This is a genomic window from Flavobacterium sp. W21_SRS_FM3 (assembly GCF_052113625.1).
Taxonomy (GTDB): Bacteria; Bacteroidota; Bacteroidia; order Flavobacteriales; family Flavobacteriaceae; genus Flavobacterium.
Genome location: NZ_JBGQOD010000001.1, coordinates 639265 through 665420 on the forward strand (window position 1 = coordinate 639265; position 26156 = coordinate 665420).

The following is a 26156-nucleotide window of genomic DNA, read 5'->3' on the forward strand; positions in this document are numbered from 1 at the left end:
AATCTCATTGCTTTTGGTAACTAATTGGTTTTAAATGAATTTAATATTTATGACAAGCATGGATGAAATTTTTTTCAATTTTTTTTAATAAAAAGGCAAAAAAAGTTTGCGCAAACTAAATTTTAGTATAAATTTGCACTCGCTAAGCAATAACGCTGCTAACGCAATTAAGCTGGTCTATGGTGTAATGGTAACACAACTGTTTTTGGTGCAGTCGTTCAAGGTTCGAGTCCTTGTAGACCAACGAAAGCCTCTCAAGATATTGAGAGGCTTTTTTTTTATGCTTTTTTTTAAGAGTGTGTTCTTTAGATTTTAAAAGTTATGATCGGTTTTCTAGCGTGGTTAACTAAATCTTCGCTGATGCTTCCGGTAAAAAAGTGGGCAAGTCCTGTACGGCCATGAGTGCACAGTCCAATTAGATCTGCGTTTATAGATTTAGAAAAATTAAGAATCCCTTTTTCAATATTCACATCATTGTAAACATGGGTCGAGTAATTTGTGATATCGTAATTTGCTATGAAATCATTGATAATTTGATTGGAGACAGCAGTAGTTTTAAAACTATTTGGGGTGCATATCATTACTAAATGTAGTTTTGCGTCGAATAATTTGGTAAATTCTAGCATTTTTAAAAAAGGTTTTTTTATTTCTTTCGAAAAATCAGAAGCGAAAACGAAATTTGTTCCATGAAATTCTTTTGTTCCTTTTTTGATAACTAAAACGGGGGTGTCGGACAAACGAACAATTTTCTCTGTGTTAGATCCAACCAGTATTTCTTCAATACCTGAAACTCCGTGAGATCCCATTACGATTAGATCTACAGCTCTTTTTTTTGTAAAAGAAAGGATTCCTTCAAATGCTCTTTCAAATTGGATGCTTTCAGTAATTTGGATACCTTCTAGATAACTGTTGTTTTTGAGTTCATGAAGCTTTTCTTGCGCCTTTTCTATGAATAACATCACTTCCGGTATACTCGCAGCGCCAGATATAGCGTCATTCATCTGATTTGGTATTTCTAACATATGTAGTAGGAAAATCTCAGAATTGTTTTTTTTGGCTATTTCTGCGGCAATTTTTAACGCATTTTCAGCATGGTCAGAAAAATCAGTAGGAACTAGAATTTGTTTCATAATTATAAGAGTTAAATTATGGGAAAAACCGTTATTTTTTCGCTTCTATAAAGATAAGAAATATTTTAACAGCATTCAATCATTTCGATTTATAAAAAAAACACTATATTTGCACCGTTATTTATTAAAATCTAGATAATGAGGGGACTAAATGTCCCCTCTTTTTATAAAAATATGACATTTAAAGAAAAAGTAAATACATTGTTGACAGAAGGACTTTCAGATAAGCCATCGCTTTTCTTGATTGATCTTACGATTACAGATGCTTTTAAAGTTATTGTGACTATTGATGGGGATGAAGGTGTTGCTTTGCAAGACTGTATTGATCTTAGCCGTGTAGTAGAGAATAACTTAGATAGAGAAGAACAAGATTTCTCTTTAGAAGTAGCATCAGTAGGAGTAGGATCGCCTTTAAAATTAGTCAGACAATACAAGAAAAATGTAGGTAGAACACTGATTGTAAAAACAGCTACAGAAAATTTAGAAGCAGAATTAGTGGAAGCTAATGATGATTTTGTAATTTTGTCTTGGAAAGCTAGAGAACCGAAAAAGATTGGTAAGGGTAAAGAAACAGTTCAAAAAAGACTTGAAATTCCTTACGCAGATATAAAAGAAGCAATTGTTACAGTAACATTTTAATTAAAGAATTCGCATGGAAAATTTAGCATTAATCGATTCATTCTCAGAGTTTAAAGATGATAAACTTATTGATCGTGTAACGCTTATGGCAATTTTGGAAGATGTATTTAGAAATGCATTGAAGAAAAAATACGGATCAGACGATAATTTCGATATCATTATTAATCCTGATAAAGGAGATATGGAAATTTGGAGAAGAAGAGTAATTGTTGCTGACGAAGATTTAGATTTTGAAAACGAAGAAATTACACTTACTGAAGCTAGAAAAATCGAAGCGGATTTTGAAATTGGAGAAGAAGTTTCTGAAGAAGTAAAATTAATTGATTTAGGAAGAAGAGCGATTTTAGCTTTGCGTCAAAACCTAATATCTAAAATACATGAACACGACAATACGAATCTTTACAAACAATTTAAAGATTTAATTGGGGAGATATACACAGCTGAAGTACATCATGTTCGTCCAAGAGTTGTAATTTTGGTTGACGATGAAGGAAACGAAATCGTTTTACCAAAAGAAAAGCAAATTCCATCTGACTTTTTCCGTAAAGGAGATAATGTACGTGGAATTATTGAAAGCGTTGAATTAAAAGGAAATAAACCTCAAATTATTATGTCTAGAACTTCTGAGAAGTTTTTAGAGAAATTGTTTGAGCAAGAAATTCCAGAAGTTTTTGACGGTTTAATTATGGTTAAAAATGTAGTAAGAATTCCAGGTGAAAAAGCAAAAGTAGCTGTAGATTCTTATGACGACAGAATTGATCCTGTTGGTGCTTGTGTAGGTATGAAGGGATCACGTATTCACGGGATTGTACGTGAATTAGGAAATGAAAATATTGATGTTATTAATTTTACTAGTAATATTCAATTGTTTATAACTAGAGCTTTGAGCCCGGCAAAAGTATCTTCGATTAAGATAAATGAAGAAACTAAAAGAGCTGAGGTTTTCTTGAAACTAGAAGAGGTTTCAAAAGCGATTGGTAGAGGTGGACACAACATTAGATTAGCGGGTCTTTTGACTGGTTATGAGTTAGATGTTATTCGTGAAGGAGATGTTGCTGGTGCAACTGCTGACGAAGACGATGTTGAATTAACAGAGTTTTCTGATGAAATAGAAGAATGGGTAATTGAAGAATTCGCAAAAATTGGATTGGATACTGCAAAAAGTATTTTGAAACAAGATGTGGAGGATTTAGTAAGAAGAACGGACCTAGAAGAGGAAACTATTCTAGATGTAATGAGAATATTGAAGGAAGAGTTTGATAGTTAACACTATGCTTCTAACAACACAACGAAAAAGGTAATAATAAAAAGGTTTTATGTCTGAAGAGAGAATTATTAGAATAAACAAAGTTTTAAGGGAATTGAATATTTCTTTGGAAAGAGCTGTGGATTATCTAAAAGATAAAGGAATTGCTATTGAGGCAAATCCAAACACAAAAATTTCTAATGATGTATACAATGTCTTGTGCGGTCAATTTGCAGGTGACAGAGGGAAAAAAGAGGCTTCAAAAGAAGTAGGAGAAGAGAAAAGAAAAGAGAAGGAAGCTTTGCGTGTGGAGCGAGAAAAAGAAATTGAAGATAAACGCAAGCATGATGAAGAGATTCTTAAACAACAACAAGAAGTTATAAAAGCGAGAGCGGTTGTAACTGGTCCTGTTCAAGTAGGGAAAATCGATCTAAATCCAAAAAAAGCCGCAGCTGCTCCAGCTAAAGCGGAGGTTGAAAAACCAGTTGAGGCTGTTAAGGAGTCAGCTCCAGTTGAAAAACCAGCTAAAAAAGAACCAGCACAAGAGAAATCTGTTTCAGACAAAAAAGAGGTAAAACCTGCTGTTGAAGTTAAAGAGTCTAAAAAAGAGGATAAAAAAGAAGTTGCTAAAGAGGCTCCAGCTGCGGCTGCTACTCCAGATGCAAAAGCTGCTCCTAAATCAGATGAAGCTCCTGTTGAAGAAGCTATAACTACGCAGTATCAAAAATTATCTGGTACTAAGTTGACTGGTCAAACAATTGATTTGTCTCAATTCAACAAACCAAAAAAGAAAAAAGAAGAGCCTAAAATTACTCCTAACAAGCCTGGTGCTGCTGGAGCAAATAGTGCAAACAAAAATAAAAGAAAAAGAATTGCTCCGAAACCGGGCACACCTAGACCTCCTGGAGTTCCTGGTGCACCAAATCCTAATAAGATTACTCCAAATACTGGAGGTGGTGGTTATAATGCTAATAGAAGTTCTAGACCTGGTTTTGTTAAAGGGAATAGACCTGCTATTGTTGCAAAAGTGGAGCCTACGGAAGAGGAAGTTAAAAACCAAATTCGTGAAACTTTAGAGAAACTACAAGGTAAAAAAGGTGGTAAATCTAAAGCGGCTAAATACAGAAGAGACAAAAGAGATACGCACCGTCAAAAATCGGATGAAGAACAAAGAGCATTAGACGAAGGAAGTAAAACTATTAAGGTTACTGAATTTGTTACTGTTGGTGAAATTGCAATCATGATGGATGTTCCAATTACTAAAGTTATTGGTACTTGTATGTCACTTGGAATCATGGTAACCATGAATCAACGTCTTGATGCAGAAACATTAACTATTGTTGCTGATGAATTTGGTTATGAAGTAGAATTTATTACCGTAGACATTGAAGAAGCAATTGAAGTTGTTGAAGATAAAGAAGAAGATTTAGTTTTCAGAGCGCCTATCGTTACAGTAATGGGTCACGTCGATCACGGTAAGACCTCTTTACTAGATTATATTCGTAAAGAAAATGTTATTGCAGGAGAGTCTGGAGGAATTACACAGCATATTGGTGCTTACGGAGTGACTTTGGATAACGGACAAAAAATCGCATTCCTTGATACACCTGGTCACGAAGCTTTTACAGCGATGCGTGCCCGTGGAGCTCAAGTTACGGATATAGCTATTATTGTAATTGCAGCGGATGATGATATCATGCCACAAACTAAGGAAGCAATTAGCCATGCGCAAGCAGCTGGTGTGCCAATTATATTTGCAATCAATAAGGTAGATAAGCCTAATGCGAATCCTGAGAAAATTAAAGAGAAATTAGCAAGTATGAATTTACTTGTAGAAGACTGGGGTGGAAAATTCCAATCTCACGATATCTCTGCAAAAATTGGAACAGGTGTTAAAGAATTATTAGAAAAAGTATTACTTGAAGCTGAAGTTTTAGATTTAAAATCTAATCCGGATAAAGCGGCTCAGGGAACTGTAGTTGAGGCTTTCCTTGATAAAGGTAAAGGATATGTATCTACGATATTAGTACAACATGGTACGTTGAGAATTGGTGATTACATGTTAGCAGGTAAGCATCACGGTAAGATCAAAGCGATGCATGATGAAAGAGGGAATTCTGTTGCTGAAGCAGGTCCATCTACACCAGTATCTGTGTTAGGTCTTGATGGTGCAGCAACTGCAGGTGATAAGTTCAATATTTTTGAAGATGAAAAAGAAGCTAAGCAAATTGCTGCTAAACGTTCTCAATTAATGCGTGAACAATCTGTACGTACACAACGTCATATTACATTGGATGAAATTGGTCGTCGTATTGCTTTAGGTCAATTTAAAGAATTGAACGTGATCCTTAAAGGAGATGTTGATGGTTCTGTAGAAGCATTATCTGATTCGTTCTCTAAACTTTCAACTGAGGAAATCCAAATTAATATTATCCATAAAGGTGTTGGAGCAATTACTGAAACGGACGTTATGTTGGCTTCTGCTTCTGATGCGATTATTATTGGATTTAATGTTCGTCCTGCTGGAAATGCACGACAATTGGCTGATAAAGAGGAAATCGATATCCGTTACTACTCTATTATCTATGCAGCTATTGATGACTTGAAAGATGCAATGGAAGGAATGTTAGCTCCTGAAATGAAAGAAGAAATTCTGGGTACTGCTGAGATTAGAGAGATATTCAAAATCTCTAAGGTTGGATCAATTGCAGGTTGTATGGTTATGGATGGTAAAATTTCTCGTAACGCTAAGATCAGAGTTATTAGAGACGGTGTTGTTGTTCACGCAGGTGAATTAATTGCATTAAAACGTTTCAAAGACGATGTGAAAGAAGTTGCTAAAGGATATGATTGTGGTATTCAAATTAAAGGATACAATGATATTGAAGAAAGAGATGTTATTGAGGCATACCATGAGGTAGCAATCAAAAAGAAATTGAAATAAAATTTCTTTACATATATAATTTTAAAATCCCGATTCGTCGGGATTTTTTTATATTTATACCTTAATTAAACTAACTTATATGAAAAGACTTCTACTGCTGGTTGCGTTTACCGTTTCTAGCCTTTCTTTTGCTCAAAAGAATATTGGGTACCATAATATATCTTTAAAAGATAAAAAAGATATTGCTTTAGGTTTTAATTTTTATGTTGATAAAGTGTATGATGGTCGACAGTTTAAAGAGAATATTGGAACTGTTCAAAAAGGAGCTTTCAATAGTAAGGTTCTTGCTAATTTTCAAAACTCTTTGACTGAAGAATTTTCAGATTATTTGAGTGTGGTTTGTCCAAAGGAAGAAGCTAAAGAAAAAATTGACATACGTATTACGGATTTGTATGTTTCTGAGCTAACTAGGGCAATGTCTGAAACGGGTTATGCTACTTTAGTGATGGATGTTATAAAAGAAATAGATGGCGTATCCTATATAGTAGGAACATATTCTGCAGAAACAGAAAGTAATGGTATGGACGTCACTAAAAAGCATGATGAAAGGATAAAGAAGGTTTTGCAAGACTGTTTGACACAATATGTGAAAACCAATGTAGATACTAAAACTTTGATCGTTTTTGATGAGTTACAACCAATTAATCTAAGGGAAGTGATGACTCTGCCATCCAAGGGTGTTTATTTAACTTATTTAGATGTTTTAAAAGACAGACCATTTTCATTTGAAAATTACGAGCTGACAAATAAACGTAATGATTTTTACTTATTGAATAAGAGAAATAATGTAGAAGAATCTAATTATTATGGATTTAGTGATGGTGAATATTTTTATATTAACGTTTCTAGATATGCGAGTCATAAACATTATTCTAGAACTGAAATTATAGGAAACAAATTCTTTATTGAAAATGTGATTTATAATCCAAACAATACAATCACAATGGGTGCCATGTTTGGACTCGTTGGAGTAGCAATCGCTTCAGCAACAAGTCAAGCTTCAATTCCTATGCTAATTGATTGCTATTCTGGCGAACCTGTATTCTTGTCAAATGGAACATTGAAAACGATGTTGGCACCCTATCCTGAACTTCTTAAAGAGTATAAGGATGGAAAGAAAACAAATGAAGAAATTAAAAGTATTTTATATAAGTATTACGGGGTATTATAAGTACTAATTATTTTATTAGGCTTTCTATAATAATATAAGAGTACTTTAGCTAAAGACGTTCTGGTCAATGTCGCTTTAAAATTTCCAACTGTTCAATTTTGGTTAAAAATAAAAGAGCCACTCTAGCAAGAGTGGCTCTTTTATTTTTAAAGCTTCGAGTTATTTCTGTGGCTTTATTAAGAATACATTATCGTATTTCTTTCTAAGTTCAATGAGGTTGCGTTCTGCTTCAATCCTTGTTCTGAAATTTCCTATCCAAACTTTGTAATTAGGTGTGTTGAACACGATAGTTCCGTCTAACTCGCTAAACTGCTGTTTGCAGTCCATTAATGCTTTTTTTGCTTTTTCACTATCGCCACTAAAAATCTGAATTTTATAACGCTCATTTACAGCGATTGAGGCGTTTATTTTTCTTTTTTCGTTTAATAGCTGTTCGAATTTAGCATCTTGGCGAACATTAAGATTTCGGTCTTGTGCTTGCAATGTAATTGAAGTGATACTGAGTATCAAGGATAAAAAGAAGATTTTTTTAATTGTTAAAATTCTCATAACGTGATGGTTTTTAAGCAAAAATACTATTTAATGAATGAATGTAAAAGATAATTATTATTTAGAATTAATATAAATTGAAATTAAGACTATTTTAAGGTTTTGAGAATAGTTCATAAGTCGTATTTTTGTCGAAGTTTAAAATAAAGGAACGGTTTCTCTGTGGTAACATATAGAGAAAACTGTGCCAATTTTTAGTAGATAATCATTATATTTTATGAAAAAGGTGGGTAACCATAATTCGATCTCAAGGAAACTATTGTTCAGCTTTACTTTAATGCTGTCTTTTTCCTTAACTTCTTTTGCGCAAGATGCTGCTCCAGCGGAGGCAACTGAGGCTCCTGCAGCCGCACAAGGTGCTGACCCGGTTAAGGGGAAGGAACTTTTTAATTCAAACTGTGCTGCATGTCATAAGCTAGATGCTAAATCAACCGGACCAGCTCTTAGAGGTGTTGCGGGTAAACATGAAATGGCTTGGATTTATAAGTGGGTTCATAACAGTTCTGATATGATTAAATCTGGTGATCCTGTTGCTGTTAAGCTTTTTGAAGAGAATAACAAGTCAGTAATGACCGCTTTTCCTCAATTATCAGAAGCGGATATAGATAACATTATTGCTTATACCTCAGAAGTAAAGGCTGAGGCTCCTGCTCCAGCTCCTGGAACTGCTGTTGCTGGAACTGCTGATCAAAGTGGTGTATCAAATAATATCATCTTAGGTGCTTTGGCTCTTGTTATGTTGATGCTTGTTGTGATGTTGTTTTTAGTAAACAATGTTTTAACGAAAGTGGCAAAAGCAAACGGTATTGAAGTAGCGCCTAAGGCTAAAACTACTCCAATATGGAAAGCATTTGCTAGAAATCAATTTTTAGTATTGGTTACTTCAATATTTTTATTGTTGGCTAGTGCTTATTTTGTTTATGGCTTCTTAATGCAGGTAGGTGTTGATCAAAACTACGAGCCGATTCAGCCAATTCATTATTCTCATAGAATACATGCTGGTGATAATGAAATCAATTGTAAGTATTGTCACTCTGCAGCTAGAGTTAGTAAAAATTCAGGAATTCCTTCTTTGAATGTTTGTATGAACTGTCATAAGAACATATCTGAAGTAGCTGAATCTACAGCGACTCCTGAGTACAGCAAGGCATTTTATGATGAGCAAATCCAGAAGTTATATACTGCTGTTGGGTGGGATAAAGCAACACAATCGTATACTGGAAAAACGCAACCTGTAAAATGGGTTCGTATTCATAATTTACCTGATTTTGTTTACTTTAATCACTCACAACACGTTACTGTTGCGGGTATTGAATGTCAAACTTGTCACGGTCCTGTTGAAACTTATGAAATACAAAAACAATTCGCTCCTTTAACAATGGGATGGTGTGTAAATTGCCATAGAAAAACTGATGTTAAGATGGAAGGGAATGAGTATTATACTAAAATTCACGAAGAACTTTCTAAGAAATACGGTGTAGACAAATTGACTGCAGCGCAAATGGGAGGTTTAGAATGCGGTAAATGCCACTATTAATCAAATTATTAAGATTTTAATATTTATATACAATGTCATCAAACAAAAAATACTGGAAAAGTGTTGAGGAACTTGAAAATGGTTCTATTGTTGAGGCGCTTAGAAATAACGAATTTGTTGAAGCAATTCCTACTGATGAGTTTTTAGGAAACGATGGTGCAATGTCATCTTCTTCAACTTCACGTCGTGATTTTCTAAAGTACGTGGGATTCAGTACTGCAGCGGCAACGCTAGCAGCTTGTGAGGGTCCTGTGAACAAGTCGATACCTTATGTATTACAACCAGAACAAATCATTCCTGGGGTAGCTGATTATTATGCTACTTCTGTTTTTGATGGTTTTGATTTTGCAAATCTTCTTGTTAAAACACGTGAAGGGCGTCCTATTAAGATAGATAATAATACTATTTCTGGAGCAAAATTTGCTGCTAATGCTAGGATTCATGCTTCTATATTAGGATTGTATGATAATATGCGTTTGAAACAACCTAAAGTTGATGGTAAAGATGCGACTTGGTCAGCAGTTGATGCTAAGATTAAAGCAAGTTTAGTTGATGCTAAAGCAAAAGGTGGTCAAGTAGTATTGTTAACGAATACTTTGGCGAGTCCTTCTACTGAGAAATTAATTAATGAGTTTATTGCATTGAATCCTGCTGCTAAGCATGTGGTTTATGATGCAGTTTCTTCTTCTGAAGCTTTGGATGCGTTTGAGGCTGCTTATGGAGAAAGAGCATTAGTTGATTATGATTTCTCAAAAGCTTCTCTGATTGTTTCTGTTGGAGCTGATTTCCTTGGTGATTGGCAAGGTGGTGGTTATGATTCAGGTTATGCGCAAGGAAGAATTCCTAAAAACGGAAAAATGTCACGTCATTTTCAGTTAGAAGCTAATATGACTTTGTCTGGTGCTGCTGCTGATAAACGTTTCCCAATGTCTGTTGCGAATCAAAAACAAGCCTTAGTTCTTATTTATAATATTATTACTGGCGCTTCTGTTGCTGTGAATTTAGATCCTAAATTTAAAGCAGAAGTTACTAAAGCAGCTCAGCAATTAAAAATGGCTGGTTCACAAGGTGTTTTAGTTTCTGGTATTCAAGATAAAAATGCGCAATTATTGGTTTTAGCAGTAAATCAATTTTTAGCTAGTGAAGCTTTTTCAACTTCTGGAGTTAGACAAATCCGTAAGGGTTCTAATGAAAAGGTTGCTGAGTTGATTAAAGATATGAAGGCAGGTAGCGTTCATACTTTATTAATGAGCGGTGTTAATCCAGTTTATACTTTAGCTGATTCAGCTAATTTTGTAGCAGGATTGAAAAAGGTAACTACATCAGTAGCTTTCTCTTTGAAAGAAGATGAAACTGCCCTTTTAAGTACTGTTACTGCAGCTGTACCTCATTATTTAGAATCATGGGGAGATTTAAGTCTTACTAAAGGGACTTACAGTTTAACTCAGCCTACAATTCGTCCGTTATTTGATACAAAACAATTTCAAGATGTTTTGATGTCGTTAAACGGTATGACTGGTACTTATTATGATTATATAAAAGGAACTTCATCAACAATGCTTTCAGGTACTACTTGGAACAAGGTGTTGCATGATGGTGTTTATGTTTCTGAATCTTCTTCAGTTTCTGGTGGAAGCGCTGATTATGCAGCTGCCGCTAATGCTTTGTCAAAATCTAAGGCTTCGCAAGGTTTAGAGTTGGTATTGTATACAAAAACTGGAATGGGGGATGGACAACAAGCTAATAACCCTTGGTTACAAGAATTCCCTGATCCTATTACTAGAGTATCTTGGGATAATTATGTTACTGTTTCTAATGCTGATGCAAAAGAAATGGGTATGACTAATGAGATTGTTGCTAACGGTGGTTTGAATGGAAGTTATGCTACTATTACTACTGCTGATGGATTAAAGTTAGAAAATGTACCCGTTATTGTTCAACCAGGACAAGCAGTTGGTACTATCGGTTTAGCTTTTGGTTACGGTCGTAAAGAGTCGCTTAAAGAAGAAATGCAAGTAGGTGTTAATGCTTACACACTATATAAAGGTTTTAATGAAGTACAATCAGTTACTTTAGAAAAAGCTGGAGGAGAGCATGAGTTTGCTTGTGTTCAAGGTCAAAAAACATTAATGGGTCGTGGAGATATCATCAAGGAAACTACTTTGGAGATATTCAATACAAAAGATGCTAAAGTATGGAACGAAGTTCCTATGGTGTCTTTAAACCATGAAGAAGTGGAAGCTACTACAGTTGATTTATGGGATTCATTTGATCGTTCAGTAGGACATCATTTTAATCTGTCAATTGACTTAAATGCGTGTACTGGTTGTGGTGCTTGTGTTATTGCTTGCCACGCCGAAAATAATGTTCCTGTTGTAGGTAAGTCAGAGGTAAGAAGAAGCCGTGATATGCACTGGTTGCGTATTGACAGGTATTATTCATCTGAAAGTACATTCGCAGGAGATAATGAAAGAAAAGAAAATATAGCTGGTTTGTCTAGCTCATTGTCAACTTTCAATGAAATGGAAAAAGCAGGAGATAATCCTCAGGTTTCTTTCCAACCTGTAATGTGTCAACATTGTAATCACGCTCCTTGTGAGACTGTTTGTCCTGTTGCTGCAACATCTCATAGCCGTCAAGGTCAAAATCATATGGCTTATAACAGATGTGTTGGTACGCGTTACTGCGCTAACAACTGTCCTTATAAAGTACGTCGTTTCAACTGGTTCTTGTACAACAAAAACAGTGAATTCGATTATCATATGAATGATGATTTAGGACGTATGGTATTGAATCCTGATGTTAATGTTCGTTCTCGTGGAGTAATGGAAAAATGTTCTATGTGTATTCAAATGACACAAGCAACAATTCTTAAAGCAAAAAGAGAAGGAAGAGCAATTGTTGATGGTGAATTTCAAACAGCATGTTCAAATGCTTGTTCTACTGGAGCAATGATTTTTGGAGATGTTAACGATACCGAAAGTGAAGTTACTAAATTGGCTGCAGATGATAGAATGTATCATTTGTTAGAGCATGTAGGAACCAAACCTAATGTTATATATCACGTTAAAGTTAGAAATACCTAGTAAAAAAAATTATTAATTAAGAAACAATATAAAGGATTATGTCGTCTCACTACGAAGCAACCATTAGAAAACCTTTAGTTATAGGTGATAAATCTTATCACGACGTAACAGTAGATATTGCTGCACCTGTTGAAGGTAAAGCTAATAAGCATTGGTGGATTGTATTTTCAATCGCACTAGCCGCTTTCCTTTGGGGAATAGGTTGTATTATATACACTGTATCTACAGGTATTGGAACATGGGGATTAAACAAAACTGTTGGATGGGCCTGGGATATCACAAACTTCGTTTGGTGGGTTGGTATTGGTCACGCAGGTACATTAATTTCTGCAGTACTATTATTATTCCGTCAGCGATGGAGAATGGCAATTAACCGTTCTGCTGAAGCCATGACAATTTTCTCTGTTGTTCAAGCAGGTTTATTTCCAATTATACATATGGGTCGTCCTTGGTTGGCATATTGGGTTCTCCCAATACCAAATCAATTTGGATCTCTATGGGTGAATTTTAACTCACCGTTATTATGGGATGTATTTGCCATTTCAACATATTTATCAGTATCATTAGTTTTCTGGTGGACTGGTTTATTACCTGACTTTGCAATGTTAAGAGATAGAGCGATAACTCCATTTAACAAAAGAGTTTATTCAATATTAAGTTTTGGATGGAGTGGAAGAGCAAAAGATTGGCAACGTTTTGAAGAAGTATCTTTAGTTCTAGCTGGTTTAGCTACACCTCTTGTACTTTCTGTACATACTATTGTATCGATGGACTTTGCTACCTCTGTTATACCAGGATGGCATACGACTATATTCCCTCCGTATTTTGTGGCAGGAGCAGTTTTCTCTGGATTTGCAATGGTGAACACTTTGCTTATCATTATGAGAAAAGTATCTAACCTAGAGGCTTATATTACTATTCAGCATATTGAGTTAATGAACATTGTAATCATGATTACTGGTTCTATAGTCGGTGTTGCTTATATTACGGAGTTATTTATTGCTTGGTATTCTGGAGTAGAGTACGAACAATATGCTTTCTTAAATAGAGCTACAGGACCTTACTGGTGGGCTTACTGGTCAATGATGACTTGTAATGTGTTTTCTCCACAATTCATGTGGTCTAAAAAATTAAGAACAAGTATTATGTTTTCATTTATCATTTCGATAGTGGTAAACATTGGTATGTGGTTTGAAAGATTCGTAATTATTGTTACTTCTTTACATAGAGATTATTTACCATCTTCATGGACGATGTTTTCACCAACATTTGTTGATATTGGAATTTTCATTGGAACAATTGGTTTCTTCTTTGTATTATTTTTGTTGTATTCTAGAACATTCCCTGTAATAGCACAAGCAGAAGTAAAAACAATATTGAAAGGAACTGGAGATAATTACAAAAGAGAGAGAGAAGCAAATAAAGATTCACATCATGAATAATAAAGTAATATACGCCATTTATAATGACGATGATATATTGATGGATGCGGTTAAGAAAACTAGAGCAGCTCATCATCATATTGAAGAGGTTTTTACACCATTCCCGGTTCACGGATTGGATAAAGCTATGGGAATTGCCCCTACAAGATTAGCTATATGTGCTTTCTTGTATGGTTGCGTTGGTATCACAGTTGCAACGACTATGATGAATTTTATAATGATTCAAGACTGGCCTCAAGATATTGGAGGTAAGCCAAGTTTCAGTTTTATTCAAAATATGCCTGCGTTTGTGCCAATTATGTTTGAGATGACTGTGTTTTTTGCAGCGCATTTAATGGTTGTTACTTTTTATATGAGAAGTAAATTGTGGCCATTCAAACAAGCTGAAAACCCAGATGTTAGAACTACAGATGATCACTTCTTAATGGAAGTTTCCATTAATAATAATGAAGAAGAGTTAGTTTCTTTTTTCCAAAATACAGGAGCTGTAGAAGTTAAAGTAATTGAAAAGAATTAATTTAGATATGAAAACCGTATATAAAATAACACTATTATTTGGTATTACTATGTTAGTAGCATCATGCCATAATAATAAAGCACCAAATTATCAGTACTTTCCTAATATGTATGAATCTGTAGGATATGAAACCTATTCAGAGTCGGATGCATTTAAGAATGGACAAGAAGGTCAACTTCCTGCTCCTGGATCGATTAACAGAGGTTTTGAACCTTTCGATTACGAAAATACTACTGGAGGTTATGAGCTGGCTAAAGCTAATCTTGTTTCACCTTTAGATTCATTAGATAGAAATTCTGATAAAGGAAAAGATCTTTTTGATATATACTGTATTAGTTGTCATGGTGCAACTGGAAACGGAAAAGGTAAATTAGTTGAAAGAGAAAAGTTTCTTGGAGTTCCTAGTTATAAAGACAGGGTAATTACAGAAGGAAGTATTTTTTTCGTAGAAACTTATGGTTTAAACGCAATGGGTTCTCATGCGAATCAATTAAGCGTACACGAACGTTGGTTAGTTGCTGACTATGTTCTAAAACTAAAAAGCCAATTATAATTGTTGAACAAACTGATCGTAATAGATATGTATACATTTTCAAGTAAATTAAAAACTTTTTCTTTCATCTTAATGGCTGTAGGTCTATTAGGAATAGGGTATGGTTTTTTAAGTGCACCAAAAGATATTCAAGAAGTAGAAAGTCTTCTTGCAGCAGAAATCCATGGTGGACATGGAGAAGCTAGTCATGAAGAAATGACTTCTACTGACGAAGCTCATGGAACTTCTCATAGTACTACTAATGAAGCTCACGCTACTACAACTACTCATGCTAATTCTAATGAAGCAAAAGAAGCAGTTGAACATAATGAACATTTAACTCATGTATTGCACCAATTGCAAAACAAGCCTTGGGCAGCGCTTTATGTTGCTTGTATCTTCTTTATGTTGATTGCAATGGGTGTTTTAGCTTTTTATGCAATTCAACAAGTGGCTCAAGCGGGATGGTCTCCTGTTTTGTTTAGAGTTATGCAAGGAATAACGGCTTACTTGCCTTGGGGTTCTGCAATATTTTTTATAATATTAGTATTGTGCGGACTACATTTTAATCATTTATTTATCTGGTTAGATCCTGAAGTTGTAGCTCATGATGAACTTATTGCTAACAAAGCAGGTTATTTAAACTTTCCTTTTTGGATTGTTAGAGCTGCTATATTTTTAATTGGATGGAATCTTTATAGATACTATTCTGCTAAAAACTGTATTGCTCAAGATGAATCTAACGACAATACTTACTACAAGAAAAATTTTAAGATGACTGCTGGATTTTTAGTATTCTTTATAGTAACAGAATCTATTATGTCATGGGACTGGATTATGTCTATCGACCCACACTGGTTTAGTACTCTTTTTGGATGGTATGTTTTTGCTAGTTTCTTTGTAAGTGGTATTACGATGATTACGATGGTAACTTTATACTTAAAATCGAGAGGTTTCTTAGAATATGTTAATACAAGTCATATCCATGATTTAGCTAAATTCATGTTTGGTATTAGTGTTTTTTGGACGTATTTATGGTTCTCTCAATTCATGTTGATTTGGTATGCAAATATTCCTGAAGAGATTACTTATTTCATAACAAGAATACAATTATATAATTTGCCTTTCTTTGGAGCTATCGTTATGAATTTTGTATTCCCATTATTGATTTTAATAAACACTGATTTTAAAAGAATCACTTGGATACTTGTTATGGCAGGTGTTGTTATACTAGCAGGTCACTATATTGATTTTTTCAATATGATTATGCCTGGTACAGTTGGTGACAGATGGTTTATTGGAGTACCTGAGATTTCATCTGTTCTTTTCTTCCTTGGATTATTTATTTTTACAGTGTTTACTGCATTAACTAAAGCTCCTTTGTTGCCAAAAAGAAATCCATTTATAGAAGAAAGTAAACATTTTCATTATTAATATTTAAAGAGATAAACAGATGACAAGTTTGTTGGTAATTATAGTTTTAGTTTTATTGGCTGTTGCTTTATGGCAATTGACGAAAATATTTGATCTTACTCAAGTAGGATCTCGTTCGGACAGTTCTGAAGTAGCAAATGATAATGATAATAATGTTCAGGGATATATGATGTTTGGTTTTCTTGCCTTCATCTACATCTTCTCAATATATGGTTTGATTACATGGGGTGGTTTAGTTTTACATACTCCGGCTTCTGCACATGGTGCTCAAGTTGATAATTTAATGAATATTTCTTGGATTCTTTTGTTTACAGTTCAAGCAATAACACAAGTTTTATTACACTATTTTGCTTTTAAATATAGAGGTAAAAAAGAACAAAAAGCATTGTATTTTGCTGATAATAATAAATTAGAAGCAATTTGGAGTATTATTCCTGCAGTGGTTTTGGCTGGTTTAATTCTATACGGATTGTACGCTTGGACAAATATTATGTTCATCGACGAAGAAGAAGATACTATTGTTGTTGAATTATATGCACAACAATTTAAGTGGACAGCAAGGTATGCTGGAGATGATAATGTGTTAGGTAAAGCTAATGTGAGATATATTGAAGGAATTAATACATTGGGTGTTGATTTATCAGATCCTTATGCACAAGATGATATTGTTGTTTCTGAATTGCATATCCCTAAAGGGAAAAAGGTGCATTTCAAAATGAGATCTCAGGATGTATTGCACTCTGCTTATATGCCTCATTTTAGAGCGCAGATGAACTGTGTTCCTGGAATGGTAACTGAATTTGCTTTTGAACCTGTATATACGACAGCTGAATATAGAGAGTTGCCATATATGGTAGAAAAAGTTTCACATATTAATGATTTAAGAGCTAAGAAAAGTATCGATTTAGTAGCTAAAGGAGGAACTGCTTTAGATCCTTATACTTTCGATTATTTACTTCTTTGTAACAAAATCTGTGGTGCTTCTCATTACAATATGCAAATGAAAATTGTTGTTGACACTCCAGAAGATTATAAAAAATGGTTGTCAGAGCAAGCTATCTTAGCTCAACAAGTGAAAGAGGCTACTGCCCCAGCTACTGTTGAAGGTCAAATGAGTAATGATTCAGTTAAATTACTAGATACTATGGCAGTTTCTGTAATCGCTAAAAAATAAATATTTAAGAAAATTTAAAGTAAACATATATGTCAGCAGTAGGTCACGATCACGGACACGATCACGAACACGAACATCATCATAAAGACACATTCATTACTAAATATATTTTTAGTATTGATCATAAAATGATTGCTAAGCAGTACCTAATTACAGGTATTATTATGGGAGTTATTGGTGTAGGTATGTCAATGCTTTTTAGAATGCAATTGGCATGGCCTGAAGAATCTTTTAAGATCTTTAATTTTTTACTAGGTGATAAATTTGCTCCTGATGGAGTTATGGCAAATGATATCTATTTGGCTTTAGTAACAATACACGGAACTATAATGGTGTTCTTTGTACTAACTGCTGGATTAAGTGGAACATTTAGTAACTTATTAATACCGCTTCAAATTGGTGCTCGAGATATGGCATCTGGATTTATGAATATGATTTCGTATTGGCTATTCTTTTTATCAAGTGTAATCATGATTTCATCTTTATTTGTTGAAGCTGGACCTGCATCTGCTGGTTGGACAATTTATCCACCTTTAAGTGCATTGCCACAGGCTATTCCTGGTTCAGGAATGGGTATGACACTTTGGTTAATCTCAATGGCTATATTTATTGCTTCTTCTTTAATGGGATCTTTAAATTACATTGTTACTGTTATTAACTTAAGAACAAAAGGAATGTCAATGACAAGATTGCCACTTACAATTTGGGCATTCTTTGTTACTGCTATTATTGGAGTAGTTTCATTCCCAGTTTTATTATCAGCAGCTTTATTATTGATCTTTGATAGAAGTTTTGGTACGTCATTCTTCCTTTCTGATATTTATATTGCAGGAGAGGTTTTACACTACCAAGGTGGTTCTCCAGTATTGTTTGAGCACCTATTTTGGTTCTTAGGTCACCCAGAGGTTTATATTGTATTATTGCCAGCATTAGGGATAACTTCTGAAATTATTGCAACCAACTCTCGTAAACCAATTTTTGGATATAGAGCGATGATTATGTCTATTCTTGCTATCGCATTTTTATCTACAATTGTTTGGGGTCACCACATGTTTATCTCGGGAATGAATCCATTCTTAGGATCAGTATTTACATTTACTACCCTTTTAATTGCAATCCCATCAGCAGTAAAAGCATTTAACTATATTACTACTTTATGGAAAGGTAACTTGCAATTGAATCCAGCAATGTTGTTTTCTATTGGTTTAGTTTCTACTTTCATCACTGGAGGTTTAACAGGAATTATTCTTGGAGACAGTACTTTAGATATTAATGTTCACGATACATATTTTGTTGTAGCTCACTTTCACCTAGTAATGGGTATATCTGCGCTTTATGGAATGTTTGCTGGAATTTACCACTGGTTCCCTAAAATGTTCGGAAGAATGTTAAACAAAAATTTAGGATACGTTCACTTTTGGGTAACTGCTATCTGTGCTTATGGAGTATTCTTCCCAATGCACTTTATTGGATTAGCTGGTTTACCAAGACGTTATTATACAAACACAAATTTCCCATTATTTGATGACTTGCAAAACGTAAACGTATTAATTACAACTTTTGCTTTAATCGGAGGGGCTTTCCAATTGGTTTTCTTATACAACTTCTTTAGCAGTATTTTTTACGGTAAGAAAGCGGTTCAAAACCCATGGAAATCAAATACACTTGAATGGACTACACCAGTTGAACATATGCATGGTAACTGGCCAGGAGAGATTCCAGAAGTACACAGATGGCCTTATGATTATAGTAATCCTGGTCATGATGTAGATTTTGTACCTCAAAATGTACCTTTGAAACCTGGTGAAGAAATATTACATCACTAGTATTTAAATAGTATTAAAAATGCCTTTCTATTTTAGAAAGGCATTTTTATTTACATATAACTTTATAGTATCTTTGTTACATGAATGAAAATTTAGACCCTACAGCAAACGGTTATAATTCAGAGGAATTAGATATTGAAAAAAAACTTAGACCTTTATCCTTTGATGATTTCTCAGGACAAGATCAGATATTGGAGAATTTAAAAGTTTTTGTTCAAGCTGCTAATCAAAGAAATGAAGCATTAGATCATACTTTATTTCATGGTCCTCCAGGTTTAGGTAAAACTACCTTAGCTAATATTCTTGCAAATGAGTTAAATGTTGGGATAAAAATCACCTCTGGGCCTGTATTAGATAAGCCAGGTGATTTAGCAGGACTTCTAACAAATCTAGAAGAAAGAGACGTCCTATTTATTGATGAGATTCATCGTTTGAGTCCCATAGTTGAGGAATATTTATATTCTGCAATGGAGGATTTCAAAATTGATATTATGATCGAATCGGGGCCAAATGCTAGAACGGTTCAAATCAACTTAAATCCATTTACATTAATAGGTGCCACTACTCGATCAGGTTTGTTAACAGCACCAATGAGAGCTCGTTTTGGAATTGCCTCTCGTTTGCAATATTACACCACAGAGTTACTGACTTCTATCGTGGAAAGATCTGCCAGTATCTTTAAAATGCCAATTTCGATGGAAGCGGCAATAGAAATTGCAGGTAGAAGTAGGGGAACACCGCGTATTGCTAATGCATTACTACGTAGAGTGAGGGATTTTGCGCAAATTAAAGGTAATGGAACTATCGATATTGAAATAGCACGTTATGCCCTAAGAGCGCTTAATGTGGATGCTCATGGTTTAGATGAGATGGATAATAAAATTTTAAATACTATAATTGATAAATTTAAAGGTGGTCCTGTGGGACTTACTACATTAGCTACAGCTGTTTCAGAAAGTAGTGAAACTATTGAAGAAGTGTATGAACCATTCCTGATTCAAGAAGGTTTTATAATGAGAACACCTAGAGGTAGGGAAGTTACTGATAAGGCTTATAAACATTTAGGTAAAATTAATTCGAATATACAGGGTGGCTTATTTTAAGAGGTTTAGAAGCATTATCCTGCTGTTCGCTATATCTTTACTTGCTTAAAGAAAGCAAGTAAAGGATGCCGCTGCCATCAGGGCTACAATAACCGCAATACAAAAAGTTATTAAATCAAAAGCAAGATATACAGCATTCATCAAATCCGAAGCCAAGCGTCTCGGATTTCTTGCTTGTGGTATATCCAAAGCTGGTTTTTTAGAACAAGAAGCCCCTAGGTTAGAAAATTGGTTAAATAAGAATCATAATGGACAAATGTCCTATATGGAAAATCATTTTGATAAACGCTTAGATCCAACTTTGCTAGTTGACGATGCTAAAAGTGTTATCTCCTTACTGCTGAATTATTATCCAGATACTTTACAAGAGGCAAATTCGTATAAGATTTCTAAATATGCGTACGGAAAAGATTACCATTTTGTTATTAAAGAAAAGCTAAACGAGTTATTAGCTTCTATTCAAGAAAATATAGGTGAAGTATCGGGTCGCGCCTTTGTAGATTCAGCTCCAGTCCTAGACAAGGCCTGGGCAGCTAAGAGTGGCTTAGGTTGGATTGGTAAAAACAGTAATTTACTAACTCAAAAAGTAGGTTCCTTTTATTTCATTGCTGAATTAATTATTGATTTAGACCTAGATTATGACAACGCTACAACAGATCATTGTGGCAGTTGTACCGCCTGTTTAGATGCTTGTCCTACACAGGCTATAGTTGCACCTTATGTAGTAGATGGGAGTAAATGTATTTCCTATTTTACAATTGAATTAAAAGACAATATCCCCGCAGAAATGAAGGGGAAATTTGATGAGTGGGCCTTTGGTTGTGATGTCTGTCAAGATGTTTGCCCTTGGAACAAATTTTCAAAACCACACAACGAACCTTTATTGCATGCAAATCCTGATGTTTTATCCATGTCAAAAAAAGACTGGGAGGAAATAACCGAGGAAACGTTCAAAGTTGTTTTTAAAGATTCACCAATCAAACGGAGTAAGTTTAATGGTTTAAAACGCAACATTGATTTTTTAAAGTAGTGATTTTTTTAAAGTCGAATCTCTGGCAATAACAACTGTTTCTAATTCTATTATTCTAGGTTTAAATGGTTTGTCTTCTTTATGGCAATTCATTTGTTCTAATAATAAATTAAAGGATTCTATACCCATTTGATGACTAGGTTGGTCAACTGTGCTTAATTTTGGAGTAAGTACCTGAGACATAAACCAATTGCTAAATCCAATAACCGCAACCTGTTCTGGAATTTTTATCCCTTTATCATTAAAATAGGAGAGAACGCCTACCGCAACCAAATCAGTAATAGCAAATATTCCTTCTACATCAGGATGGTCCTCAATTATTTGTTTTGCAAAATCAATACCTTCTTGGAAGGTAACATTTTCACAAGTATAAACTAATGAAGGGTCAAACGGAATGTTATTTTTTTCTAAAGCTTTTTTGTAACCAATGAAGCGATCAATAGCATTTTGAGGGTTTAAAGGGCCTCTAATATGGGCAATTTTACGATAACCATTATCGATTAAATGTTGTACTGCATTAAATGCCGCTTTCTGATCATCAATAATAACTTTAGAACAATTGCATAACTTTGATATTTTATCAAACATTACAAAGGGAATATTTCTGTTGATTATGTCCTTAATATGGTCATCGTTATTTGACTCATTAGAAAGGGACATTAAAATCCCATCCACCCGTTTATTGATTAAGAGCTCCACCTGTTTTTTTTCAAGAACTAATGATTCATTTGATTGTAACGTAATAACAAGGTAACCATTTTTTTCTGCTTCATCAATAATGGCATTAATGATATTAGAAAAGAAGTGGTGCATTACTTCAGGAATTATTAAACCAATGGTTTTGGATTCTTTGGTTCTTAAGTTTACGGCAAAACTGTTCGGTGTGTAATGTAATTTTTGAGCTAACTCAATAACAGCTTGCTTTGTTTTTTCACTGACATCTGGATAGTTTTTTAATGCTTTAGATACTGTAGTTATAGAGATACCTAATTTTTGTGCAATTTCCTTAAGCGTGATGTCCTTCATGAAATATATTTCTATTGGTTTACTTTGTAGAAATATATTTACATTCAAATTTTAAAGAGCTTTTAATCCCCTTACTATTAAATGTAAAATTATTTCTCTAATCTAAAATATGATTACCAAGGTATCAATTTTTATCATAAGAATTGCGGTCTTTGATTAAATAACAAATTGACAATTTAACGTACTTTTTATCAAAATACTCTAATAATTGTCCTTCTAAGTAACTAATTATGGTGAAAAAGAGTGTATATTCTTCGATTAAAAGTGTTTAGGCTGAATCTCTTTCAATAATAGTTGTTGCTAATTCGACTGATTGAAAGCTGATTGTGCTATTATCTCTTTTCAATTCAATTTCGTCAAACAAAATAGATGCCGCTCTTTTTCCAATTTCAAAACCTGGCTGGTCAATCGTTGTCAGTTTAGGAGTGATTATTTCTGACATAAAAGAATTGCAAAATCCAAAAATAGCAATTTGATCAGGCATTTTGATACCTACATCATTTAAATACTTAATAGCACCTACGGCAACTAAATCAGTAATAGCAAAGATTGCATCGACATCGGGATGGTCGATAACTATTTTTTTAGCATTGTTAAAGCCATCTTCGAAGTCCGTATTATTATCGCACATATACACTAAACTTGGGTCATAAATAATATTGTGATCTTCCAGCGCTTTTTTATACCCTAGAAAACGATCAATAGAATTTTGAGGCATATAAGATCCTCTAAAATGAGCAATTTTTTTGTGCCCTTTCTTTATCAAATAAGTCACTGCATCATAGGCTGCTTTCCTATCATTGATTGCGACTTTTGAGCAGTTCACTAATTTAGCGATTTTATCAAAAAGGACTAACGGAGTTTTGTTTTGTAGGATGTTATTTATATGGTCAAAATCACCAGTTTCATTCGATAATGACATCAAGATGCCGTCTACTCTTTTTTTGAGAAGCAACTCAATTTGTTTTTTCTCTACTTCCAATTTTTCATTTGAGCGTAAAATTATAACCAGGTATTTTCTTTTTTCTGCTTCTTTTAAAACTCCTTCAAATACTTTTGAAAAAAAATTATAGTCGACTGTAGGGATAATCAGCCCAATAATCTTTGATTCCTTAGTTCTTAAGTTTACAGCAAAACTGTTTGGAGTATAATTTAACTTAGTGGCTAGATCTACTACCGCTTTTTTAGTTTTTGGACTAACGTCAGGATAATTTTTTAAGGCCTTGGACACGGTAGTTATTGAGACACCTAATTGTGTAGCTATTTGTTTTAGTGTAGCGTCTTTCATATTTGAATTATCCTAAGTTTTAAATAACGACTGTTTGACTGTAAACAAACTTACAATTAAATTATCGTAAATCAGTTTTCAAAATGTGATTGCTAAAGGGCATTTTTTATAAATGCCACCCGAAAGGATGTTAGCTTCCTCTATTTGCCCAGCTTCGAAAAGTACTTTTTAGATGAGTTATTTTTTAAACGGTAACAAAGGAATTAAAGAGGTTTTATGTAAATGTTAAGCTAATGAGGATAATTGTATTTTATAATTAGTCTGTTCATTTTTACAAATTACCGAAAACGTTATCGGTATTTTATAGTTGCTGTTTTTTGATGATTTAATTTATTTAATCAAAATAATATATATGTTTGAAACTATTATATAAACTAAAGTTATTATGAACTCAAATTCGAAATTAATTTTATTCTTATTTTTTGTAACCACAACTCTTTTTAGTCAATCAAGATCAGACGCTTGGAATTTATATGCTACATCACGTGAAAACTATTTTGGAGTAGCCATGGCAAATGGCCAGATAGGAATTGTCACAGATGATACGCCATTGAAGACGAAAGAAATTATTTTAAATGGTGTCTATGAGGCCAGCCCTGAAAATGGAATTAGTAGAATTGTTAGGGGGATTGAATTTCTTAACCTTCATTTGAACGTCAATGGGCAAGAAATAAAATCAGATAATATAAGCAATTGGAGTCAGAAAATTTCCATGAAGGAAGGACTCAGTACTACTTCGTTTACTTTTAAAGATTTGGTTTCTGTTGATTATACTATTTTAGCAAATAGAGCTATACCTTATTCGGCTATGGCTATTGTTGAAATTACTCCTAATAGAGATGTAGAAATAGTTGCTAATAATTACATGGTAGTTCCGGATGAACTAAAAGAAGCTAAGAGGCAATTCCGAGTTTTAAAAGACAATCAATATAGGATGCCTGTCTTTGGAACCACTGCAAAAACTTTATTTGGTAAACATACAGTTTCTGCATCGACCACCTTTTTATTCGATGGCCAAAGCGAAACTTTAAAACAAATGGGGGATGAAGTTGGTTTTTCGAAAAAGCTTTTGAAGGGCAAAAAATATCGCTTTGCAATTGCAGGGGGTATTTGTACCTCTAAAGATTTTACAGATCCTCTAAATGAATCGGAGAGACAGCCTATATATGCCTTACAAGAAGGAATTGATAAACTATTAGACAAACATAAAAAAGCTTGGGCAGAATTATGGAACACGGGAGATATTCAGATCGAAGGTGATTTAGATGCGCAACAACGCGTGCGATTTGCTTTGTATAATTTATATTCCTACATCCGTCCAGAGACGAGACAGAGCATTGCCCCTATGGGCTTGTCTTCTCAGGGATACAATGGACATATATTTTGGGATTCAGAGCTTTGGATGTATCCAACGCTTTTGGCTCTGCAACCTGATATGGCAAAGTCCACCTTAGATTATCGCTCTGATCGTTTGCAAAAAGCCAAGCAGAAAGCGACTGTTTATGGTTATAAAGGAGCCATGTTTCCTTGGGAATCTGATGATACTGGTGAAGAAGCAACTCCTACATGGGCTTTAACAGGGATTTTTGAACAACATATAACAGCAGATATTTCGATCGCTTTTTGGAATTACTACACGTATACACAAGATAAGATATGGCTAAAAAAAGAGTGGAATGTTTTAAAAGAAACTGCTGATTTCTGGGTAAGCAGAGTTGCTTTAAATGAAGATGGGTCTTATTCTATACACAATGTTGTGGGTGCTGATGAGTATGCACAGCATGTAGATGATAATGCCTTTACCAATGCTTCAGCTATAGAATCTCTTAAAAACACCATTAAAGCAGCAGTCATTTTAAATGAACCAATTAATCCAAAATGGAAGGAAGTGGCTGATAAATTAGTTATCCATAGTAAAAACGGTATTACCCAAAACTACAAAGGCTATGAAGGTCAGATGATAAAGCAAGCTGATGTGAATTTATTGGCTTACCCATTACACGTGATCACTGATAGAAAACAAATAGAAAAAGATTTAGAATATTATGCTGCCAAAATTGACCCAAAAGATGGGCCCGCAATGGCATCTGGTGTCTTGTCTGTTTTGTACGCACGTTTAGGGAATAGCGATAAAGCATATGACTATTTTGTAAAATCATGGTTGCCAAATAGTCGTCCGCCCTTTGGTGTTTTCTCAGAATCAGCTAATAGCAGTAATCCTTATTTTGCCACTGGAGCAGGTGCTATGTTGCAAGCAATTATCTACGGTTTTGGTGGTGTAGAACAATCCGACAATGGTTTGAAATACAACAAAGGAATTTTGCCTAAACAATGGAAATCATTAAAAATAATAGGTTTAGGTCCAGAAAATAAGACTATAATAGTGGAAAAATAGCTAGATACTACATTTTTCTTTTAAAGCCTGAATTCCGTTTATAACAAATGGCGTTCAGGCTTTTACTTTTTACTTGCACCATAACAG

General features: G+C 34.2%; 19 protein-coding genes and 1 tRNA gene. 16 read left to right on the plus strand and 4 right to left on the minus strand.

The window, feature by feature from the left end:
* Positions 1–173 precede the first annotated feature (173 nt).
* Positions 174–244, plus strand: a tRNA-Gln gene (locus ACEN2K_RS02900).
* 61 nt (positions 245–305) lie between these two features.
* Here ACEN2K_RS02900 and ACEN2K_RS02905 read toward each other — a convergent pair.
* A complete protein-coding gene (locus ACEN2K_RS02905) occupies positions 306–1130 on the minus strand; it encodes a universal stress protein (protein WP_441757805.1) in 825 nt (274 codons plus the stop codon).
* 174 nt (positions 1131–1304) lie between these two features.
* Here ACEN2K_RS02905 and rimP point away from each other — a divergent pair, with 174 nt between their 5' ends.
* The 4 genes from rimP (at position 1305) to ACEN2K_RS02925 (ending at position 7130) form a co-directional block, all read left to right on the plus strand.
* Positions 1305–1769 carry a ribosome assembly cofactor RimP gene (gene rimP, locus ACEN2K_RS02910; RefSeq protein ID WP_441757806.1) on the plus strand — a complete coding sequence of 155 codons (465 nt, stop codon included), beginning with the start codon at positions 1305–1307 and terminating at the stop codon, positions 1767–1769.
* A 13-nt stretch (positions 1770–1782) separates the two neighbouring features.
* Complete coding sequence (gene nusA, locus ACEN2K_RS02915) at positions 1783–3036, plus strand: transcription termination factor NusA (protein ID WP_441757807.1); 1254 nt, start codon at positions 1783–1785, stop codon at positions 3034–3036.
* 49 nt (positions 3037–3085) lie between these two features.
* On the plus strand, positions 3086–5959 hold the full coding sequence (gene infB / locus ACEN2K_RS02920) for a translation initiation factor IF-2 (protein WP_441757808.1): 2874 nt from the start codon (positions 3086–3088) through the stop codon (positions 5957–5959).
* A 79-nt stretch (positions 5960–6038) separates the two neighbouring features.
* Positions 6039–7130: a DUF6563 family protein gene (locus ACEN2K_RS02925; protein WP_441757809.1), complete on the plus strand. Its 1092-nt coding sequence runs from the start codon at positions 6039–6041 to the stop codon at positions 7128–7130.
* Positions 7131–7289: 159 nt separating this feature from the next.
* Here ACEN2K_RS02925 and ACEN2K_RS02930 read toward each other — a convergent pair whose 3' ends face one another.
* The gene (locus tag ACEN2K_RS02930; protein ID WP_441757810.1) at positions 7290–7679 is read right to left on the minus strand and encodes an SPOR domain-containing protein; all 390 of its coding nucleotides are present in this window, start codon (positions 7677–7679) and stop codon (positions 7290–7292) included.
* 217 nt (positions 7680–7896) lie between these two features.
* Between ACEN2K_RS02930 and ACEN2K_RS02935 the strand changes: the two genes are divergently transcribed.
* The 10 genes from ACEN2K_RS02935 (at position 7897) to queG (ending at position 21360) form a co-directional block, all read left to right on the plus strand.
* Positions 7897–9216 (plus strand): c-type cytochrome, encoded by a 1320-nt coding sequence (locus ACEN2K_RS02935; RefSeq protein ID WP_441757811.1) that lies wholly within the window; start codon positions 7897–7899, stop codon positions 9214–9216.
* A 32-nt stretch (positions 9217–9248) separates the two neighbouring features.
* Positions 9249–12302 carry a TAT-variant-translocated molybdopterin oxidoreductase gene (locus ACEN2K_RS02940; RefSeq protein WP_441757812.1) on the plus strand — a complete coding sequence of 1018 codons (3054 nt, stop codon included), beginning with the start codon at positions 9249–9251 and terminating at the stop codon, positions 12300–12302.
* Between the two features lie 38 nt (positions 12303–12340).
* Complete coding sequence (nrfD, locus tag ACEN2K_RS02945) at positions 12341–13744, plus strand: NrfD/PsrC family molybdoenzyme membrane anchor subunit (RefSeq protein ID WP_441757813.1); 1404 nt, start codon at positions 12341–12343, stop codon at positions 13742–13744.
* On the plus strand, positions 13737–14261 hold the full coding sequence (locus ACEN2K_RS02950; protein ID WP_441757814.1) for a DUF3341 domain-containing protein: 525 nt from the start codon (positions 13737–13739) through the stop codon (positions 14259–14261). Before nrfD ends, ACEN2K_RS02950 begins: the two co-directional genes overlap by 8 nt.
* A 7-nt stretch (positions 14262–14268) precedes the next feature.
* Positions 14269–14814: a c-type cytochrome gene (locus ACEN2K_RS02955; RefSeq protein ID WP_441757815.1), complete on the plus strand. Its 546-nt coding sequence runs from the start codon at positions 14269–14271 to the stop codon at positions 14812–14814.
* 27 nt (positions 14815–14841) lie between these two features.
* Positions 14842–16227 carry a quinol:cytochrome C oxidoreductase gene (locus ACEN2K_RS02960; protein WP_441757816.1) on the plus strand — a complete coding sequence of 462 codons (1386 nt, stop codon included), beginning with the start codon at positions 14842–14844 and terminating at the stop codon, positions 16225–16227.
* Between the two features lie 19 nt (positions 16228–16246).
* Positions 16247–17401, plus strand: a complete 1155-nt coding sequence (locus ACEN2K_RS02965) for a cytochrome c oxidase subunit II (RefSeq protein WP_441757817.1) — start codon at positions 16247–16249, stop codon at positions 17399–17401.
* A gap of 29 nt (positions 17402–17430) precedes the next feature.
* Positions 17431–19227, plus strand: coding sequence for a cytochrome c oxidase subunit I (locus tag ACEN2K_RS02970; protein ID WP_441757818.1), 1797 nt, complete (start codon positions 17431–17433; stop codon positions 19225–19227).
* 80 nt (positions 19228–19307) lie between these two features.
* Complete coding sequence (gene ruvB, locus ACEN2K_RS02975) at positions 19308–20330, plus strand: Holliday junction branch migration DNA helicase RuvB (RefSeq protein WP_441757819.1); 1023 nt, start codon at positions 19308–19310, stop codon at positions 20328–20330.
* Positions 20331–20439: 109 nt separating this feature from the next.
* Positions 20440–21360: a tRNA epoxyqueuosine(34) reductase QueG gene (queG, locus tag ACEN2K_RS02980; RefSeq protein WP_441757945.1), complete on the plus strand. Its 921-nt coding sequence runs from the start codon at positions 20440–20442 to the stop codon at positions 21358–21360.
* Here the strand turns inward: queG and ACEN2K_RS02985 are convergent.
* The gene (locus ACEN2K_RS02985) at positions 21352–22386 is read right to left on the minus strand and encodes a LacI family DNA-binding transcriptional regulator (RefSeq protein WP_441757820.1); all 1035 of its coding nucleotides are present in this window, start codon (positions 22384–22386) and stop codon (positions 21352–21354) included. The two genes, queG and ACEN2K_RS02985, sit on opposite strands and share 9 nt — an antisense overlap.
* 268 nt (positions 22387–22654) lie before the next feature.
* Positions 22655–23674: a LacI family DNA-binding transcriptional regulator gene (locus ACEN2K_RS02990; RefSeq protein WP_441757821.1), complete on the minus strand. Its 1020-nt coding sequence runs from the start codon at positions 23672–23674 to the stop codon at positions 22655–22657.
* Positions 23675–24059: 385 nt separating this feature from the next.
* Here ACEN2K_RS02990 and ACEN2K_RS02995 point away from each other — a divergent pair, with 385 nt between their 5' ends.
* Positions 24060–26069 (plus strand): glycosyl hydrolase family 95 catalytic domain-containing protein, encoded by a 2010-nt coding sequence (locus ACEN2K_RS02995; protein WP_441757822.1) that lies wholly within the window; start codon positions 24060–24062, stop codon positions 26067–26069.
* The last annotated feature ends 87 nt before the right edge of the window (positions 26070–26156 follow it).

Excerpts from the sequence above, each read along its gene's own strand:
- ACEN2K_RS02905 (WP_441757805.1), bottom strand. The coding sequence starts at position 1,130 with ATGAAACAAATTCTAGTTCCTACTGATTTTTCTGACCATGCTGAAAAT.
- rimP (WP_441757806.1), top strand. The coding sequence starts at position 1,305 with ATGACATTTAAAGAAAAAGTAAATACATTGTTGACAGAAGGACTTTCA.
- nusA (WP_441757807.1), top strand. The coding sequence starts at position 1,783 with ATGGAAAATTTAGCATTAATCGATTCATTCTCAGAGTTTAAAGATGAT.
- infB (WP_441757808.1), top strand. The coding sequence starts at position 3,086 with ATGTCTGAAGAGAGAATTATTAGAATAAACAAAGTTTTAAGGGAATTG.
- ACEN2K_RS02925 (WP_441757809.1), top strand. The coding sequence starts at position 6,039 with ATGAAAAGACTTCTACTGCTGGTTGCGTTTACCGTTTCTAGCCTTTCT.
- ACEN2K_RS02930 (WP_441757810.1), bottom strand. The coding sequence starts at position 7,679 with ATGAGAATTTTAACAATTAAAAAAATCTTCTTTTTATCCTTGATACTC.
- ACEN2K_RS02935 (WP_441757811.1), top strand. The coding sequence starts at position 7,897 with ATGAAAAAGGTGGGTAACCATAATTCGATCTCAAGGAAACTATTGTTC.
- ACEN2K_RS02940 (WP_441757812.1), top strand. The coding sequence starts at position 9,249 with ATGTCATCAAACAAAAAATACTGGAAAAGTGTTGAGGAACTTGAAAAT.
- nrfD (WP_441757813.1), top strand. The coding sequence starts at position 12,341 with ATGTCGTCTCACTACGAAGCAACCATTAGAAAACCTTTAGTTATAGGT.
- ACEN2K_RS02950 (WP_441757814.1), top strand. The coding sequence starts at position 13,737 with ATGAATAATAAAGTAATATACGCCATTTATAATGACGATGATATATTG.
- ACEN2K_RS02955 (WP_441757815.1), top strand. The coding sequence starts at position 14,269 with ATGAAAACCGTATATAAAATAACACTATTATTTGGTATTACTATGTTA.
- ACEN2K_RS02960 (WP_441757816.1), top strand. The coding sequence starts at position 14,842 with ATGTATACATTTTCAAGTAAATTAAAAACTTTTTCTTTCATCTTAATG.
- ACEN2K_RS02965 (WP_441757817.1), top strand. The coding sequence starts at position 16,247 with ATGACAAGTTTGTTGGTAATTATAGTTTTAGTTTTATTGGCTGTTGCT.
- ACEN2K_RS02970 (WP_441757818.1), top strand. The coding sequence starts at position 17,431 with ATGTCAGCAGTAGGTCACGATCACGGACACGATCACGAACACGAACAT.
- ruvB (WP_441757819.1), top strand. The coding sequence starts at position 19,308 with ATGAATGAAAATTTAGACCCTACAGCAAACGGTTATAATTCAGAGGAA.
- ACEN2K_RS02985 (WP_441757820.1), bottom strand. The coding sequence starts at position 22,386 with ATGAAGGACATCACGCTTAAGGAAATTGCACAAAAATTAGGTATCTCT.
- ACEN2K_RS02990 (WP_441757821.1), bottom strand. The coding sequence starts at position 23,674 with ATGAAAGACGCTACACTAAAACAAATAGCTACACAATTAGGTGTCTCA.
- ACEN2K_RS02995 (WP_441757822.1), top strand. The coding sequence starts at position 24,060 with ATGAACTCAAATTCGAAATTAATTTTATTCTTATTTTTTGTAACCACA.